General features: G+C 64.9%; 13 protein-coding genes. 1 reads left to right on the top strand and 12 read right to left on the bottom strand.

Annotated features, from left to right (window positions below):
* Window positions 1-143: 143 nt before the first annotated feature.
* From AKJ09_RS26410 to AKJ09_RS26365, 10 genes are all read right to left on the bottom strand, one after another.
* The gene (locus tag AKJ09_RS26410) at window positions 144-809 is read right to left on the bottom strand and encodes a TetR/AcrR family transcriptional regulator (RefSeq protein ID WP_169927874.1); all 666 of its coding nucleotides are present in this window, start codon (window positions 807-809) and stop codon (window positions 144-146) included.
* A 14-nt stretch (window positions 810-823) separates the two neighbouring features.
* Window positions 824-1903, bottom strand: a complete 1080-nt coding sequence (locus AKJ09_RS26405) for an SAM-dependent methyltransferase (protein WP_146650411.1) — start codon at window positions 1901-1903, stop codon at window positions 824-826.
* Window positions 1904-2184: 281 nt separating this feature from the next.
* Window positions 2185-3987, bottom strand: a complete 1803-nt coding sequence (locus tag AKJ09_RS26400; protein WP_146650409.1) for an IgGFc-binding protein — start codon at window positions 3985-3987, stop codon at window positions 2185-2187.
* Window positions 3988-4001: 14 nt separating this feature from the next.
* Window positions 4002-5417, bottom strand: a complete 1416-nt coding sequence (locus AKJ09_RS26395; protein WP_146650407.1) for an RCC1 domain-containing protein — start codon at window positions 5415-5417, stop codon at window positions 4002-4004.
* A gap of 2 nt (window positions 5418-5419) precedes the next feature.
* A complete protein-coding gene (locus AKJ09_RS26390; RefSeq protein ID WP_146650405.1) occupies window positions 5420-6640 on the bottom strand; it encodes a hypothetical protein in 1221 nt (406 codons plus the stop codon).
* On the bottom strand, window positions 6637-7878 hold the full coding sequence (locus tag AKJ09_RS26385; RefSeq protein WP_146650403.1) for a sialidase family protein: 1242 nt from the start codon (window positions 7876-7878) through the stop codon (window positions 6637-6639). Before AKJ09_RS26385 ends, AKJ09_RS26390 begins: the two co-directional genes overlap by 4 nt.
* Complete coding sequence (locus AKJ09_RS26380) at window positions 7878-9080, bottom strand: hypothetical protein (protein ID WP_146650401.1); 1203 nt, start codon at window positions 9078-9080, stop codon at window positions 7878-7880. The genes AKJ09_RS26385 and AKJ09_RS26380 overlap by 1 nt, the downstream gene beginning before the upstream one ends.
* A gap of 15 nt (window positions 9081-9095) precedes the next feature.
* Complete coding sequence (locus tag AKJ09_RS26375; RefSeq protein ID WP_146650400.1) at window positions 9096-9794, bottom strand: hypothetical protein; 699 nt, start codon at window positions 9792-9794, stop codon at window positions 9096-9098.
* Window positions 9791-10414: an RNA polymerase sigma factor gene (locus AKJ09_RS26370; RefSeq protein ID WP_146650398.1), complete on the bottom strand. Its 624-nt coding sequence runs from the start codon at window positions 10412-10414 to the stop codon at window positions 9791-9793. Before AKJ09_RS26370 ends, AKJ09_RS26375 begins: the two co-directional genes overlap by 4 nt.
* A 45-nt stretch (window positions 10415-10459) precedes the next feature.
* Window positions 10460-11500, bottom strand: coding sequence for a hypothetical protein (locus AKJ09_RS26365; RefSeq protein ID WP_146650396.1), 1041 nt, complete (start codon window positions 11498-11500; stop codon window positions 10460-10462).
* Window positions 11501-11903: 403 nt separating this feature from the next.
* On the opposite strand from AKJ09_RS26365, the gene AKJ09_RS26360 reads away from it, so the two are divergent.
* Window positions 11904-13742 (top strand): glycoside hydrolase family 44 protein, encoded by a 1839-nt coding sequence (locus AKJ09_RS26360; protein WP_146650395.1) that lies wholly within the window; start codon window positions 11904-11906, stop codon window positions 13740-13742.
* A 71-nt stretch (window positions 13743-13813) separates the two neighbouring features.
* Here AKJ09_RS26360 and AKJ09_RS26355 read toward each other — a convergent pair whose 3' ends face one another.
* Complete coding sequence (locus tag AKJ09_RS26355) at window positions 13814-14608, bottom strand: 5'-methylthioadenosine/S-adenosylhomocysteine nucleosidase family protein (protein WP_146650393.1); 795 nt, start codon at window positions 14606-14608, stop codon at window positions 13814-13816.
* Window positions 14609-14732: 124 nt separating this feature from the next.
* On the bottom strand, window positions 14733-15626 hold the full coding sequence (locus AKJ09_RS26350; protein WP_146650391.1) for a phosphatase domain-containing protein: 894 nt from the start codon (window positions 15624-15626) through the stop codon (window positions 14733-14735).
* Between the last annotated feature and the right edge of the window lie 354 nt (window positions 15627-15980).

Genomic DNA, 15980 nt, shown 5'->3' with positions numbered 1-15980 from the left:
CGAAGCGACGACGCACCGGCCCATCGATTCTTGTCATGCCCGGCATCGATGATGTCGATGCCTGCCCTCAGGGCTCGAGGTGATACGCCGGGCGCGACACGGCGGCCGCTCACACGTCAGGTAGCGTCACGGCCAACGGACGACTACGACCGTCGCTTTGTCACGCGACGTGCGGCGATCTTCTTGGTGTTCGGGCGACTTGGACCGAGCAAATAGCCGATGAGCAAGCGCGTGAGCTCCTCGATCAAGCGATCGATATCGAGGCCCGGTGGGCGCTCGAGCAAAAACGAGAGCATCGCTGCGCGCACGGTCTGGAACACGAGGAAGGCAGCCGCTCCGACGTTCTCCGTCTGGATCGGCGCCTCCGTCGACGCGAGAAAGTGGCGAACGACCTCGATGACGCGGAGGTCGAACGCATGAACGTGCTCGGCCTTCGCGACACGCAGGCCTTCGATCGCCAGTACGCGATGAAGGCCCGGCGAGGCCAGGTACAGCTCCGCCAGGCCGTGTAGCGCGGCCTTGATCGTCTTCTCGGGTTCCTCGCCGAGGTTGCCTTCGGCGAGGACCTTCTGCATCAGTTCGAGCGTTCGTTCGAACTCGCGATTCTGCAGGGCGTTCAGGATCGCGTCGCGATGGGAGAAGTATTGATAGAGCGACCCGATGCTCACACCGGCGACTTCGGCGATACGCGTCGTCGTCGCGGCTTCGAGGCCCTCGCGGTCGAGGATCTGCACCGTGGCCTCCAGGATCGCGCGCACCGTCTCCTGCGCGCGCGCCTGGCGCGGTCTCTTGCGTTCGCTCGAAGCCATCGGCGCCCTATCCATTACTCCGCGGCGAGAGCAGCCTCAACGGGAAGGGCCATCCGGCGCCGGTCGAAGCCGTCGAGATTCTTGTGCGCCACGATCTGGAAGCACGCCGAAGTGCCCTGCGCAGCAATTCGCCACGACCACGCGAGGAACAAATTCCAAAGGCGATACCAGCGCTCGCCATAGCGCCCGAGGACGAGCTCGCGATTCTTGCGCCAGTTGTCGTGCCAGCGTTGGATCGTGAGCTGGTAGTGAACGCTCACGTTCTCCACCGAGTGGAGCTCGAAGCCGGCCTTCTCCATCGCCTTGAGCATCTCGCTCGGCGGAAGCGACGCGTCGGCGCCCGAGAAGATGTACTTGTTCATGAAGAGCCCCCAGATCATGTCCTCGGGCCGCATGCCCACGGGCGGAACGCCCTCGCGCCCGCCGCGACGTAGACCGCACCACTGGAGGAGAAAGAGGCCGTCGTCGGCGAGGCGGTCGTAGACGATCGAAAAGTACTTGGGGAGATTCTTGATTCCGACGTGCTCGACCATCTCGAGACTGACGATGCGGTCGTACGAGCGCTTGGGGATGTCCCGATAGTCGAGGCACTCGATTCGCGCGCGCTCGGACACACCGGCTTTGGCAATGCGATCATTTCCGAACTTCGCGCCACGCTCGGAGATCGTGATCCCCGTCGCCTTCGCACCGAACTGCTTGGCGGAGTGCGCAACCAACGTACCCCAGCCGCAGCCGATATCGAGCACCTCGTGCTCGGGGCGAATGCCGAGCTTCTCGCCGATGCGATTCATCTTGTTCCGTTGAGCGGTTTCCAGAGACTCACTCTCGTCCTGGAAATACGCGCCGGTGTAGATCATCGAATCGCCGAGGAAGGCCTCGAAGAAGTCGTCGCCGCGATCGTAGTGATCGCGCACGATACGCTTGTCCTGCGCCTGCGAATGAACGAGCCACTCCGGAATCATTCGCGTCACGAAGAACTTCACGTGCTCGGCGGTGAGGTCGAACGTGAGCACTTCGTCGCGCGCGTCGAGGAGCGCGTCGATGTCCGGAATGTCGATGTCGCCGTCGATGTACGACTCGAGCAACGTCGCCATCGGAATACGCCTCGCATACCGTGAAGCGAGGCTCCGGTTTCGAAAGTCCACCAGGTCCGAGAGTCGTGCGGTCGTCATCGAGGTCCTCCGTTGCCGACCACTATGTTCGGAACGAAGCCCCCCGTGAATTCGCGTTCTCCTCGCGTTTTCACGTTCGACATTGACCGCTTCTGCAGCGGATTTTCAGCCGACTGGACCGCACGCGGCCATCGGAGTCCTCACATTTCGCTTCGCGCGTCGCCAGACGACAGTGCGTTCCCTTCCTGCAGCAAGGCGAATCGTCAGCGCACCACCGGCGGGGGCGCGTCGTTGACGGTCCGAAGGCTGGTGCCGCCAACGTAGCCGTAGCTCGCGGCGATGCCCGTTCCCCACACCGTCACCGCAAACGGGCCGGTGCTGTGCGCTTCGTGTCTTCCATAGCCACATTGGCCCTTGGAAAACGTCTGGCCGACGTACCCGCTCGTGAGCTTGATCCACGCGAACTCGTAGAGGCCGCTCGTCCCGAGAGGCTGAAAGCCAGTGAGCTCGCCCGCACATTCCAGCTCGACAGGGACGAAGCCGTTCGTGGTCTTGCGACGAACGATGGTGAGGGCGGTCTCGGGGTAGGTGAAGTCCGTGAAGAAGACGTACCGATCGAGGTATTGGTCCACCGGCGGGACGTTCACGAAATCCGGATCGCCGAACGTGCGCGTGCCTGAATCGACACCTCCCGCGTAGGTGGCTCCCGTCATGTAGACGTTCACGTGGAAGGGGTGCTTCGAATCCTGGCTCTTCACGACGAAGAGTGTATCCGTGATGAAGCTCGCGACCTCCCCGGCACCAATCGTCTCCGGAGCATCGCGCGGGCGGGATGGCTCGTACGTGAGCGTCGTACCGTCGACGGCTCCGACGATCGAATACGGCACCTTCTCGCGCGCATCGGCAGAGAAGCTTGCCATTCGCGGCCGGAACGGGACGACTGCATATTCGGTCCCCCACTGGGCAAACGGCGGAATCTGTTGCTGGAGGACATCACAATATGGCGTCGGGAGCTCCGTGCACTCCGATCCTCCGAACATGCCGACAGGCTTGCTGGTCTCGATGGGGCTGCCCCCCAGCGGTGACTGGAGGAACTGCAAAACCTCTCCCTTGGCGAGCGTCCACGTCTGAACGACGCCGGTGGTGGCACCCGCGACTCCAGGGCCGGAAGCGACCTCGGCGGTCGGCTTCATGCGGACTTCAGTATCGTCCTGATTGGCGACGATCTGGAGCGATCGCGGCTTTCTCGTCTCACCGAAATCGAAGGGCGTCACGGCGATGTAGTTCTTCGACCACGACGAGACGGGCAAAAGCAGCGTCGCCGTAGGCATGAACGAATCGGCGCCGCCGTAGGGGTACATCGAATAGGCAGAGATCGGTGCATCGGTCTCGATGTGGAACGCTTTCGACTTACCGGTCCCGTGTCTGGTCGGATCCACGGACAGCGCCGGGGTGACACTCGTCGGGCATCGCGTCGGCGCCATCGGGCCGGTTGCCGTGTTCGTGAGATCCTGCGCGAGGAACACGATGGCCACCTGTCCCGGAGGCAATGGGCCGTCGAGCCGACGATAGACCGGATCGCTGTCCTGTCGCGAAACGGTGTAAGTCGACTTGGAGATGTCGAGCGGCGTGTCGCCGAAGCCTGCCGAGATGCCGACGGCCCGATCCCAGGTGTTCGCAATCATCGCCACGAAGCACCCGCCTCGGTACTCGATCGAGTCCGGCATGGTCGCCCAGAAATCGCAACCCGCCGATCCCTTCGTGAGCTCCGCCGCCGTGCACGCCTCGACGCATTCGCCGTCGCCACAGCCTTGATCGGGATTGCAGCTCGCGACGATCTGCTCCGCGCCTTCGCACCCCGTGAGGACCTGCTTCAGGTCGGGCGAACAGTGAATTCCGCACGCCTTGGGCGCGACCGGATCGCTGCTGGCGTCACCGAACTGCGAGAGGCCCCCATCGGTGTCGTCGAAGCTGGTGCGCTTCGAACATGCGGGGGAGACGAGCGCGGGCCCCGCGGTCGCGAGCAGGCAGAACACGAGACGGTGAGAGCTGACCGAGCGAAGCATGGCCTTCGACCTTCCTAAAACGCGACCGTCGCGGGGACGGGATGGGGATCCTGGTCGGTCGTGCCACGACCGAGCTCACCGTTGGCATTGCTCCCCCAGCACACGACGCGGCCCGTCTTCGCGAGCGCGCATACACTGCCGGAGGCCACGACGACTTGGACGACGCGCTCGTCGATGCCCGAGACCGGAACGAAGAACATCAGGTAGTCGGTCTCCGGTCCTTCACCGATGGCTCCGGAGGAGTTGTCGCCGGCGCACTGCACCGTTCCGTCGGTGAGGCGCACGCACGTGATCTCGCCTGCGGCGGCGACCTGCTGAGGCCAGCCCTTCTTGCTGTTCACGTTCGCGCGGGTCGGCTTGGGGGCAGGATCAGGAAAGCCCGTGCCGAGTGCACCTTGCCGGCTCGCGCCCCAGCAACGGAGCTCGCCGTTCGTCACCGCACACGCATGGGCGATCCTGAGTGGCGGCGGAGGCGGACGACCTCCCTGCTGGACGAGCGTCGTCGACGAGACCGCGAGGCTCGTCACCGAGCCGAGCTTGATGGAGAGCGGCCGAGCATCGGGGCTCATCGAAGCTGCGCGCCCGCCAACGACACCGTCAGGCCCCGCAACGGCGCCCCACGAAATCAACTCGCCCCCGTCCGTCACGCCGAAGCCGGAGCTCGTGCCGGCTGCCGTGCGCCTCACGACGAAGGCCCCGAGGTTGGCCTTCGCGGGCTCGCCGACCGCGGCATCCGTCCTCCGCGCGAGAAGGAGCTGGGTGTTGTCGCCCCAGCACCAGATCTCTTCGTTGGCGAGCACCGCGCAAGCGCTCCGTGGTCCGACGTCGACACGCGTAGCCGCGCCTGGAAGGGCAACCGGCGCGGGTATCGGGTGCGGATCGTAGTCGAAGATCGCGGGCGAGCCTCCTCGTCCGAGCTGGCCCATGTCGTCGGCTCCCCAGCATCGCACGCCACCGTCACCGATGACGGCACATGTCGTCGCGCCGGCCGCGGCGATTGCCGTGACGCCGGAGAGGTCGGTGACGCTGCCGACGACGACGGCGCTCGGGCCACCATCTCCGGTATCCGGATCAGGGCCAGACCCGTCGTCCACGATGCCTAGTGCGCCGTTCGCATTGCTCCCCCAGCAGCGCACCGCTCCGTCACTCATGCGAGCGCAGAAGTGGCGTTCACCCGCGACGAGCTGCACCGCGCAAGGCGCCACGGCGCACACCACCGGCTCGTCGGAGGGGTCGAACTCGGGCCTTTGGTCGATGGTCGCATCGGAAGCGCTCGTCTCGCGAATGGCGGCGTCGAGCGGGGACGCGTCACCGGCGTCGATGCCGTCGTCGAACCCCCTGTCGCCGTCACCCGTGCTGCTGCACGCAACGAGCGTGGCGGTTGCCAAAGATCCGGCAATGGCGATCGTATACAAAGTGCGATTCATCATGATTACGGCTTGTCCGACATCGTTCGATGGAGCGCGATCTCGTCACCGACGACCCACATGTCATCGCTGCTCTTCCCCCATATCCCCACGAATCGATTCGGCACTGGGAGGTCCGTCACCCGGGTAATCGCCGGTGCCCAGGCCGAGCCGTTCCAGTGCATGACCAGCCCCGCTAATCCGATTGCCCACGTGTCGTCGGGCGCCGCTCCCCAGACGGCCTCGATGCTCCGCTCCCAGTAGTTGCGCTTCGTGTACGTCCACTCGAATCCGCCTTGAACCTTCGTGCCGTGCCAAAGCGCAGGCGTGTATTCACCCCCTGCGGCCCCTGCGAGCCAGACGGAGGAATCCGAGCTGAGCGACCCGGCGACGAAGTATTGCGGTCCTGGATGATCGGGGGTGCTCGGCTCGGGCGGCAGGTCGACCATCGTCCACGACGACGCCTCGCTCGCGCGTCGCCAGACGACACCGGTGAACTCACCGAACTCGTCGGCCTGGCGTCCGTGAATCCAGACGCCCCCTCCCCCGCTGCCCCAGATCGCGCGAAACGCAATGCCGAGCGACGTGAGCTCCGTATCGAGCGTCCACCCGCCGCCTCCATCCACTTCGGGCCCCGAGTAGTGCAGCGCGCGCCCGACCGCGAACGGCGCATCCCAGCTTTCGAGACCGCCAACGGCCCAGAGATCGTTCGGCCCGGTTCCCCAGACCGATCTGACGGCAACGGTCTCGTCACCAGGCAACACGACCGGCGCGAACTCGAGGGACGCCGAGCTCTGACCTGTCCCGTGCAAGAGTCCGAGCGCGGTCGCCACCCAGATGTCCGTCGGCCCGGTGCCGAAGATGGAGAAGATCTGGTCCGTGTCCGCCACGTGCCGATGGATCTTCCACGACGTGCCATCCCAACGCAGGACGTCGCCTGCACTGCTCACGGCCCACGTCGCCCCTTGGCCGTCGCTCCAGACTCCGGTCAGGCTCTGACCTTTCGGAACGACCGTGTGACAGAAGTGGTCGTCCGAGCAGAGGCGTGAGCCAGCCTCGACCTTCGCATCGAGCATTGGTCCCGCATCCTGGACGTCCGCCGCGGACGCGGCGTCACTCGCGGGAAGCAGGCTGCCGCCATCGTTCTCGGTCACGCCCCCGTCGCTTTCGCCCGAACACGCACCGAGCGTGACGATGGGGATCGCGGAAGCGATGGAGAGCAGTGCTGCCACCATGAAGCGACTCATTGGTCACCCCCCGCCTTGGCGGACTTCGCTCCTGTGTAATGGAGCGCGACTCCGTCGCCGACGATCCAGACGTCGTTCGGTCCACTACCCCAGACGCCGTTCAAATTGGGTTTTCGCCCAATGGCAAATTGCGCAGTCGACGGCTCGAACGACGTGCCGTCGTAGTGAAGAATCGTTCCGCCGTCACCGACGGCCCAGACGTCGTTCGGGCCGGTTCCCCATACGGAGTGCAGCGTCGCCTTCGTCGGGGAATCGACCTCCTGCCAACGATCGTCTCCGGGTCCGAAGTGGCGAATCGTACCGAAGGCGCCCACCGCCCATACGTCGGAAGCCGAGCTACCCCACACGGATTCCAGCGTGAGCGTCGATCGACTATCGACCGGCGCCCACGAAAGGCGGTCCTGGAGTGGACCGGCTTCGGCGCTCGCGTCACCGAGCGTTCCATGGAGAATCGTGCCGCGCTCGTACGAGACGGAGGCGCTGTTATCGGCAGTCATCCAGACGTCGTTCGCCGAGCTGCCCCAGATGCTCGTCACCGTGGCCGTGCCGGGTAGAGGGCGCCATGAAGCGCCGCCGTCGACGGCATCGCCCATCACGAACTGGTTGCCGTAGCCGAAGTACTGCCTGTCGGGGACGATGAGCTGGTAGGAACGACCGCCCATCCGCACGTCGCTGGCGGAGCTGCCCCACACGGCGCGCAGGATGGATGGGGTCGAGAGTGGAGCGCGGAGAGAGACGGGCTCCCAGCCGGCGACACCGTTCTTGAATCCAGTGCCATGCAGCACGACGTCCGAGCTGCTCACCACCCAGATGTCGTTTGGACCGCTCCCCCATATCCCGTAGAACGTGTTTCGCACGCCGGAGGGAGTCGGAGTCCAGGCGACTCCGTCGTAATGGAGAATGGTGCCGACCGAGCCTACGGCCCAGACGTCGTCCTTGCTGGTGCCCCAGACCGCGGCGAGCGCGCTGAGCACGCCCATATGGGTCGGCACCGAGCACCAATCCACTCGATCACACGGGACGAGCTCCGCAACGCACTGGGGATCGGAGGCATCGCAGCCTGCATCCGACGAGGCATCGACCTCCGCCTGGCTCGATTCCGGGACGACGCTCCCGTCGTTCGTGGCGTTGGTCGTGCCGGCCTCGTCGTTGGTCGCGCAGCTCACGAAGCACGCGACGAACGAAGCCAGCGTCATCGCCGAAGAAACGGCGAGCCTGCGATGAAACCGGACGCGCATCAGTTGGTTTCTCCGGGGCCGCACGCGACCATCAGACACTTGCCCTCGATGCAGGGCTGTCCCACGGCGATGTCACACACGGTGCCGCACGCTCCACAATTTGCGGGGTGGACGGCGAGGTTGATCTCGCACCCGTCCGAGGGATCTCCGTTGCAGTCGGCAAATCCCGGGAGGCAATCCAATCGGCAGAATCCCTTCGCACACGACGAGGCCTGATGAGGGGCGGGCTGCGGGCACATGTTTCCACACGCCCCGCAGTTGTTCGGGTCGCCGACGAGATCACGGCAACCGTCCTCGCACTCCGTTCCACCCGACGAGCTACAGCTGTCGGCGCAGTGGGGGCCGGTCTCGTCGTAGCGGCACTCTTGCTGGGGACCACATTCGATCCCGCACCCACCACAGTTGTGCCGATCGGAGCGAATATTCGTCTCGCAGCCGTCGCTCGCGCAGCCCCTGTCCCGATCGTCGTTGCAGTCCGCGAAGCCTTCTTGACACTTCAGCGCATCGCAGGCGCTGGCCGCGCAACCGTAGTAGGTATTCGGAACGGGCGGATTGCAGGCCGAGGGCGGCCTCCAATCGCAAACCTTTCCGCAGGCTCCGCAGTTGCGATCGTCGATGCGTGTGTCCGTACAGTGATTGCCGCAATAGATTCTGTCGGCCCCGCATCCGCACTTGCCCTTGACGCAAGCCACGCCCGCGGGACACGCGTGTCCGCATACACCGCAGTTCTCGCGATCCGCGATGATGTCCGATTCGCAGCCATCGTCGATGAGCCCATTGCAGTCGAGAAAGACGTCGTCGCTGCGTGGGTTCGGGCCGTTCACGCACTCGAGAACGCACGCGCCGTTCACACAGCGCGAAACCATGTTGAGCCCCTCGAAGCCCTCGCAAGAATGCCCGCACGCTCCGCAGTTGGCGGAGTCGTTCATCAAGTTCGTCTCGCAGCGAAACGACGACGTCTTCCAGCAGGTGGCATACGGAGCCGGACACTCCGTGCCGATGCACGCAAGAACCTTCGGCGCGGTCGCGTCCGCCTCGTCAACGCTCCCGTCCTGCGACGGTGCGAGGGGCCCACGCCGTTCGCACAAGCCTTGCGGGCAATCTCCTCCGATCGGAACGTCGTCCTGCCTTGCGCAGGCGGACGACACGACGAGTGGCGCAAGAATCGTGACGAGCGCGATGCCCGACAGCGACGTTCTCATGGTCGTTGTACCTCGCTACTCTTCGCTACTCTGCCCCGCGCAGCTCGTCTCGACACGATGCGCGAGAGGACTCTTCGGTCGACCACCGAGAAACACCCGTGCCTCGCGCTTCGCTTGGTCGCGCCGTCCAAGGCTACAGAGCACCATGATGCGTTCGGCCGCGCGCTCGCTCACGAGCCATCCGTTCGGAAACAAGCGCGCGTGCTCTTCGAGAAGCTCGAGGGCTCGCTCGCCGTCTCCATGTCGATTCATGCGGACCGCTTCGGCCAGAAGGCGTGCTTCGCGTTCGAGCGTGTCGTCGGGCGAGGACGGTGCGGAAGGCGGCGGCGAGGGCTTCTTCGCCGTGGTGGCGACGACCGAAGGAAGCGCATCGACGTGGGCCGAAGGGACCTGCGGCGCGCTCTCGGATGCGCTCTCGCGATTCTGGCTCGCCGTGGTCGTGGCCGGCGCGAGAGCCGGAGGCAGCGACTCGATCGGATGACCCGCCGTGCTTGAATCACCGCGCGTGAGGATGAGGGCGACGGCACCCACGAGCGCGATCGACGCGCACGAGAGACCGAAGAGAAACGCCTTGTTTCCGGGACGCACGGCGCTCGTTGGCTTCGCGAGCGTCGCCTGGATCTTCGAGAGCTGTCGCTCGATCTCGGCGTCCGTAGGCTCGTAGGCACCCGCGAGCAGCGCGAGAGGCGTCTTTTTCTCGGGTTCGGTGCTCACTTGTACCTCCAACCGTCGCGGGCGCGGTGCCTCGCGAAGGCGGCGTTGACGTGTTCGCGCGCGAAGCGCAGGCGACTCGAGGCCGTATTCACGTTGATGGAGAGGATCTCGGCGATCTCGCTGATCGTCTTTTCCTCGATATCTGCCAGGACGATGACCGCGCGCTTGTCCGGGTCGAGGTCATCGAGGATCTCTTCGAGGATGCGCGCGGTCTCCTTGGCTTCCGCGCTCTCGTCTGGTGAGCGGGCGGACGACTCGGCGAAGCTATCCACGTCCACGCTCGTATCCTCCGCGGCAACCGCAGGTCGACGCCGGTAGTAGCGCCGATGGTGCTGGACCACGCGAAAGAGCACGGAGAAGAGCCACGCTTGCATGGATCCGCGGGGCTCGTAGCGATCGAGCAAACGATGGACGTTCAGGAACGTCTCTTGAAAGACGTCGTCGATCTCGGGAGGCTTGACCCCAAGACGCCTCGCCGACTTCCACACGTACTTCGCGTGCGTGCGATAAATCTCGAGGAAGCTGGCTGCCTCAGGTGGCCCGACTACCTCAGGTACCTCAGGTGCCGGCGCACGAGGACGGACCACGTCTAGCTGAAATTGCGCCGGTCGCGCGACCATCGGCAAGGTAACACCCGCCGAGGACGCCGCCCGTGAATCAAAGAGTCAGGGCACGACGATTTCGATCCCAAGGCTCAACCGTGGCGAAAACGCTGCCGGCTCGTGGAGGGCCACGGAGTCCCCCTCGGTGAGGAGCGTGAACCGCGGCGCCCCGAGAGGAAACACGAGGTCGGCCCGCGCAAACAGGCCGATCCAGCGCGTCAGGCGCGCCTCCGCCCGAGCACCGAACACGAACGTTGGCCAGACCGACCTCGAGGCCTCCGGCGTTCGAATCCCGTACCCTTGTACTCGCACGAACGTCGCCTCGAGATTCGATGCCGGACCCAGCGCGAAAACCCCGACGGGCAGGAGGTAGGCGGCAAATGCACCGGCATCGATCATGTCGAACGACGCCCGTGCCGTCTCGCCATAGGTAGGAGTCTGGCGTAGCGAGAACGTCCCGAGCGCTCCGGCGCGAAGCCCTGCGACCCGAAGCACGACCGCCACGTCGAGGCCCGGCGCAGCGTGGGGCAGCACCCCTGACACGACCGAGCCTCCGAGATCGAACGCGAAGGTCGCCAGCGACGGCCCGAGGCGAGCCTCCGGAGTGGCCTCGCCTTTCGAAGTCCCGAGCGAGGGCGCGGGTGCGACGGGCGACGGAACGGATGGAGGCGGTGGTTCGGACGTTGTCGGACCAGCAGGCGGCGACAACGTAGGAGCCGACTCCGCGGACGGCGGCACTTCGGATTCGGAGGATCCCTCCGTCGAGCGAATCGCGAGCGCGATGACGACGGCCGCCGCCTCCGCGAGACCCGCGCACGACGATGCGGAAACCATCTTCGTCTCCTCGAAGTCGCCGGAGCGTACGGTGAGCGAGAGCTCGTAGCGCCGGCCCACGTGCGGACGCACGATCTTCGCCGTCGCCACCACCCCCACGCCCTCGCTCGTCATTCCCCGCAGGATTTGTTCGACTCGGCGCACCACGTACGAAGACTGCGGACACTCCTTCGGCGCATTCCAATCGAGCGCGAGCGGAAGCTCAGCATTGGCAGACCGCGTCGTGCACGTGCCGACGAGGATCGCGAACGCCGCCACCGTCTTGCGCACGCCGGGAGACTACTGCGGCGAACACTTGCACGGACCGAGAATTTCGGGGTGCACGACGGGCGAGAGCCCCGAGCTCCTCGGTCCTTTGCACAATTCTGTCGCGAACTCCGTTTGACGATTCAATCCGCGCAACGGAGTTTCGCTGTAGCACCGCGATCGCGAGATGGATTCGGCCTGGTCGATGAGGCGCCCGCGAACTTTCCGCGGGGGCGAGGATGCGAGCGATCGCGCGATCGGCCAGCGTGGAGATCGTACCCAGTCGATCGTAGGCAAAGCCCCGAGCGACGTTTGCGCCCGTCGGGTGGAACACGAGTTGCGAAGTCTTGGTGCTGTGCCGCAACGCAAGTCGACGTATGCGGCGTGCGTCTCGGGCGCCGTGCTCATCCCCGCATAACGGATTGCGATGCCGTCCAAACGTTTTGTCCTCGCCGCGATGTTCGTTCCTGCCGCCGGCCTCCTCGGCGGCGCGGGGGTTTTGGGCCTTGCTTCATGCGGCACGCATGGTGCTGGCTCCGAGACGACGAACCCTCTTGGGCCGTCGCCAGAGGACGCCTCGTGGCCCGACGCGCCCGAGACCGCAGCGCCACCGGAGGCGAGCCGTACGCCACCCCCGATTCCTCCCGACACATTCGAAGAGGGCGTGGTGGATGTCGTCACCGTGGTCAATACGAACGAGGAGCGAAGGCGCATCTCGCCCCTCATCTACGGCATGAATACGGTTCGCGGTGACCTGGCGCCGCCAGACGTCCTCGCCGGCGTCAGCTTCGTGCGACGCGGCGCTGATCGTGCGAACTCGTACAACTGGGAAACGAACGCATCGAATGGCTCCTTCGCGACCGGATGGGGTAACGACATGCTCCTCGCGGGAGCGCTCGCGAACCCGACAGCTCCCGGGGAGCTCGACCGTTCGATCATCGCCACGAACATCGCTGCAGGACGAGGCACGATGGTGCCCTTCGTCATGAACGACTATGTGGCGGGCCCGCCAGCCAGCAACATTCCTTTCACGACGCCGGGCTGGAATATCGATCAGTACTTCCGGCGCGTCGAGCTCGTGAAGCCGACGCCGTTCGCCGCGACACCGGACCTGAACGACGGAGTCGTCTACACGGACGAGCACATCGACTTCCTGCGCCACCAGTTTCAAACGGATATTTTCGCGTCCGGCTCGTCACAGGTGATGGTCGGGACGGACAACGAGCCCGATCTGTTCGACTTCAACTACCCCATGCTCCAACGAGGCGCCGGGGCGGCGATCGTCGACGCAAGCGGCGTCGTGCTCGGCCATCGCGTGACCGGTGACGAGTTCACGGCTGACTTTCTCCGTTTTGCGCAGCGCGTGAAGCAGATGGCTCCCAATGCGCCCATCGTGGGGCCGGACCACTATCACTACGACGGCTGGACGTCCTGGCACTCGACCATGCCCCAGTACACCGATGACGGTCGCTGGTACATGGATGACTTCCTCGCCGAGGTGCGAGCTCGGAGCGAGGCGATCGGGACGCGTCTGCTCGATACCTGGGACTTCCACTGGTACCCGCAGCGCGTCTTCGGCGGCACGTACACCTGGGCGATCGACAACGCGGTGCGGCCGATGACGGACGCCGAGATCGAAGCGGTTCTGCAAGGACCGCGGAGCTATTGGGATCCGGAATTCGACGAGCACTCGTGGATTACCGACGATCATCTCCACGGTCCCGCGTACATCCTCACGCGTCTCCTGAATCGCGTCGAGGCGGGCTACCCGGGGACGAAGCTCGGCGTGACGGAGTACTTCCCGGGAGGCTGCTCGCATGTCTCGAGCGCTCTCGCGACGGTCGACAGCCTCGGAGTCTTCGGGCGCATGGGCATTCACATGGCCGCCATGTGGCCACACAAGTGCGACCTTCGATACCCGTACGGCGGCTTCAAGCTGGTTCGAAATGCAGACGGCAACGGCCTGCGCTTCGCCGGCACGAGCGTCAAGGTCGAGCACCCGGAAAAGGCTCCTTCCTCGGTGTACGCCGCGAGCGACGACGCTCGAGAGACGACGGTGCTCGTCATCAACAAGACGAACGCGCCGAGGCGCTTTGGCCTCCGCATCTACAACGGGATGCACTTCACGGAGGTCGAGGTGCATCGCATCGACGCCGAGCACGCCGATCCCTACCCCGTGACGCGCGACGCGGTCGTGAAGTACAACGCCTATGCTTACGAGGCGCCTGCCATGAGCGCTGCGCTCCTGGTGTTCCGCGCGCCTTGAAGCCGTAGGGTTCCCAGCGCGGAGCGGACGTCATCGTTCTCTACGCGCAACTCCGGGGCCCTGGGAGCCGTTCAAGGGCATCGTTCGAGCCAGCTCGGGAGCTCGGCGAGCAGGCGGCGCATGACGATGCCCGTCCCGTCGATGAAGGCGGCCTCGTTCGCATAGGCCTCGCCCCCGTGCCGGCTCACGAGATCCGAAACACCGCGCAGGACCAGCAGACGTTGCTTGTTCCGACCACACGCGTAGGCGATCGCCCCGCTCTCCCAGTCTCCGGCAACGGCGCCGAAACGGGACGCGAGGTCTCCGAGCTCGGAAGGAACGAGATCCCGATCGCCTGAAACGAGCAGCGTCTTGCGGACCGCGGGAGGTAGCGGCCCCCCGAGCCAAGACAGGTCGAGCTCGACGGAGTAGTCGGCGATCGCCTGCGCCGAGTCACCCATCGCTTCTTTGATGTCATAGATCACCGTGCGGTCGGCAAGAACGACCGCATGCTTTTCGATCTCTCCCTCGAAGCCCCCGCACGTGCCGAGGTTGATGACATATCGAGGATGCCATCGGTCGATCGCGTATTGCGCCGAGCCAGCCGCGGCGACCTTTCCCCAGCCTCCGTGAAAGAACACGATCGGCGTCGGGTGCCCGTGGACCTCGACATTGCGTTCGAAGTACTCGCCCCATGGCGTCGCGGTCATTCGGACGTCGGGATAGACGGCCTTCACGACGTTCCACTCCGCGTTCGCGGAGACGATGACGACCGCCTTGAGCGACTCGTTCGTCGTTGCGACTCGAGGGGATGTCGAAGCTCCACATCCGATGAGCAGGAGCGTGAGCACGGCGAACCAAACAACTGCCCGAATGGCCATCTTCATCTTGGCGCTTCGACCATACCCCGTTCCTCGACGCGAAGGCACTCTCTGTCGGCGTCGGCGCTTGCTATCCAGAACGACCCATCATCGCACGCGCGCTAGCGAGAAGGTCGATTCTCGCGGCGTTTCACTCCGAGAGACAGAGATCCTTCACGTCGCTTTCGACCGTCGCGTAGTCGTTCGAGGCTGCGGAGGTCTCGAGGTAAGGCCAGCTGCTGAACTGTTTACACGACATGAACGACGGCACGACGACCTCGGCTTGGTGCGTCACGTCAGTGGCCACTTCGGCGAGCACGTCGTCGAGCGATGGATCTCCGATGAGACCGAGCTCACGCAGTTGCACGGCGAGATCACCGGCGGTCACCCAGGCGCGATGGGGAGCGGCGATCGGGCTGCCTTCCGGAACGTCGTACACGTGGTGAATGAACGAGTAGATGCGGTCCGTGCGGCCGCCTTTGCTTCGCACGTAGTCGATGAAGTTGCCATAGGCGATCATGTCCTGTTCGCCGTTGTCGCCAATCAGGATGTACGTGTTCGGCACTTTCTTCGCGGCCACCTGCGCGTCGTACATCTCGAGGAGCTTCTTCGTCTTGAAGTCTCCGGCGGATTCGAAGATCGAACGACCGCTGACGACGGACTCCGTCACGTCGGCCGTGTCACCCGGAAACTCGGAATTGGTGAGGAAGCGTTTGCTGAGCTCGATGAGCGGGCCAGGCGCGGCGCTCAGATAAATGATCTGCTTGCTCGGCGCGTTCTCTCGGTGCCAACGCGTGTAAAGCGCCCGCATCCCACCGAACGGGTCACGGCTGTCGAGCGCGTTGACGGCCGCCGCTGCCTTGTCGAGAACGTGCGTGCGCTTGATCGTGTCGTCGATGTCCGAGACCAACAGCGTGGTCTGCACGGTCGTCGCCGACTCCGACGTCGAGCTGTCGCCGCTCTCGGTGTTCGCCGCGCAGGCGATCAGCGTGAAGGCAGACAGACAGGCAGCAACGAGAAGCGAAGACGGCGAGCAGATCTTCATGGTCGTCCTTTGCGGGAGGCGATGGGCTCCTTGCAGTAGGCATGCCTACATGTAAACCGTCGAATTTTGAGACGCCTCGGGGAGTGCCCGGTCGGCGGGAGGCCGTCGGCGGAAGGGACGGGTGGATCAAGCGATCCGCTCGACACCACGCGAAGCTCGTTCGGCATCGTTTACGCGCGCGCGTTAAGGAACCGTAAGGTGAATCGAAAGCCCCGAATCGAGCACGATTTCCCAGAGACGGGTCGCGATAGCACCGAACGCGAGAGTCACGGCGAGACGATGAAGCATGATCCGCTCTCCTCGGCGCTCAGTATCCATATTGGTTGCAGTGATCCATGCACGAAGAGTTCGCGC

The sequence above is a fragment of the Labilithrix luteola genome (assembly GCF_001263205.1).
Lineage (GTDB): Bacteria > Myxococcota_A > Polyangia > Polyangiales > Polyangiaceae > Labilithrix > Labilithrix luteola.
Note: the sequence above shows the minus strand (reverse complement) of the source record. Positions and strands in the feature narration are given on the sequence as shown.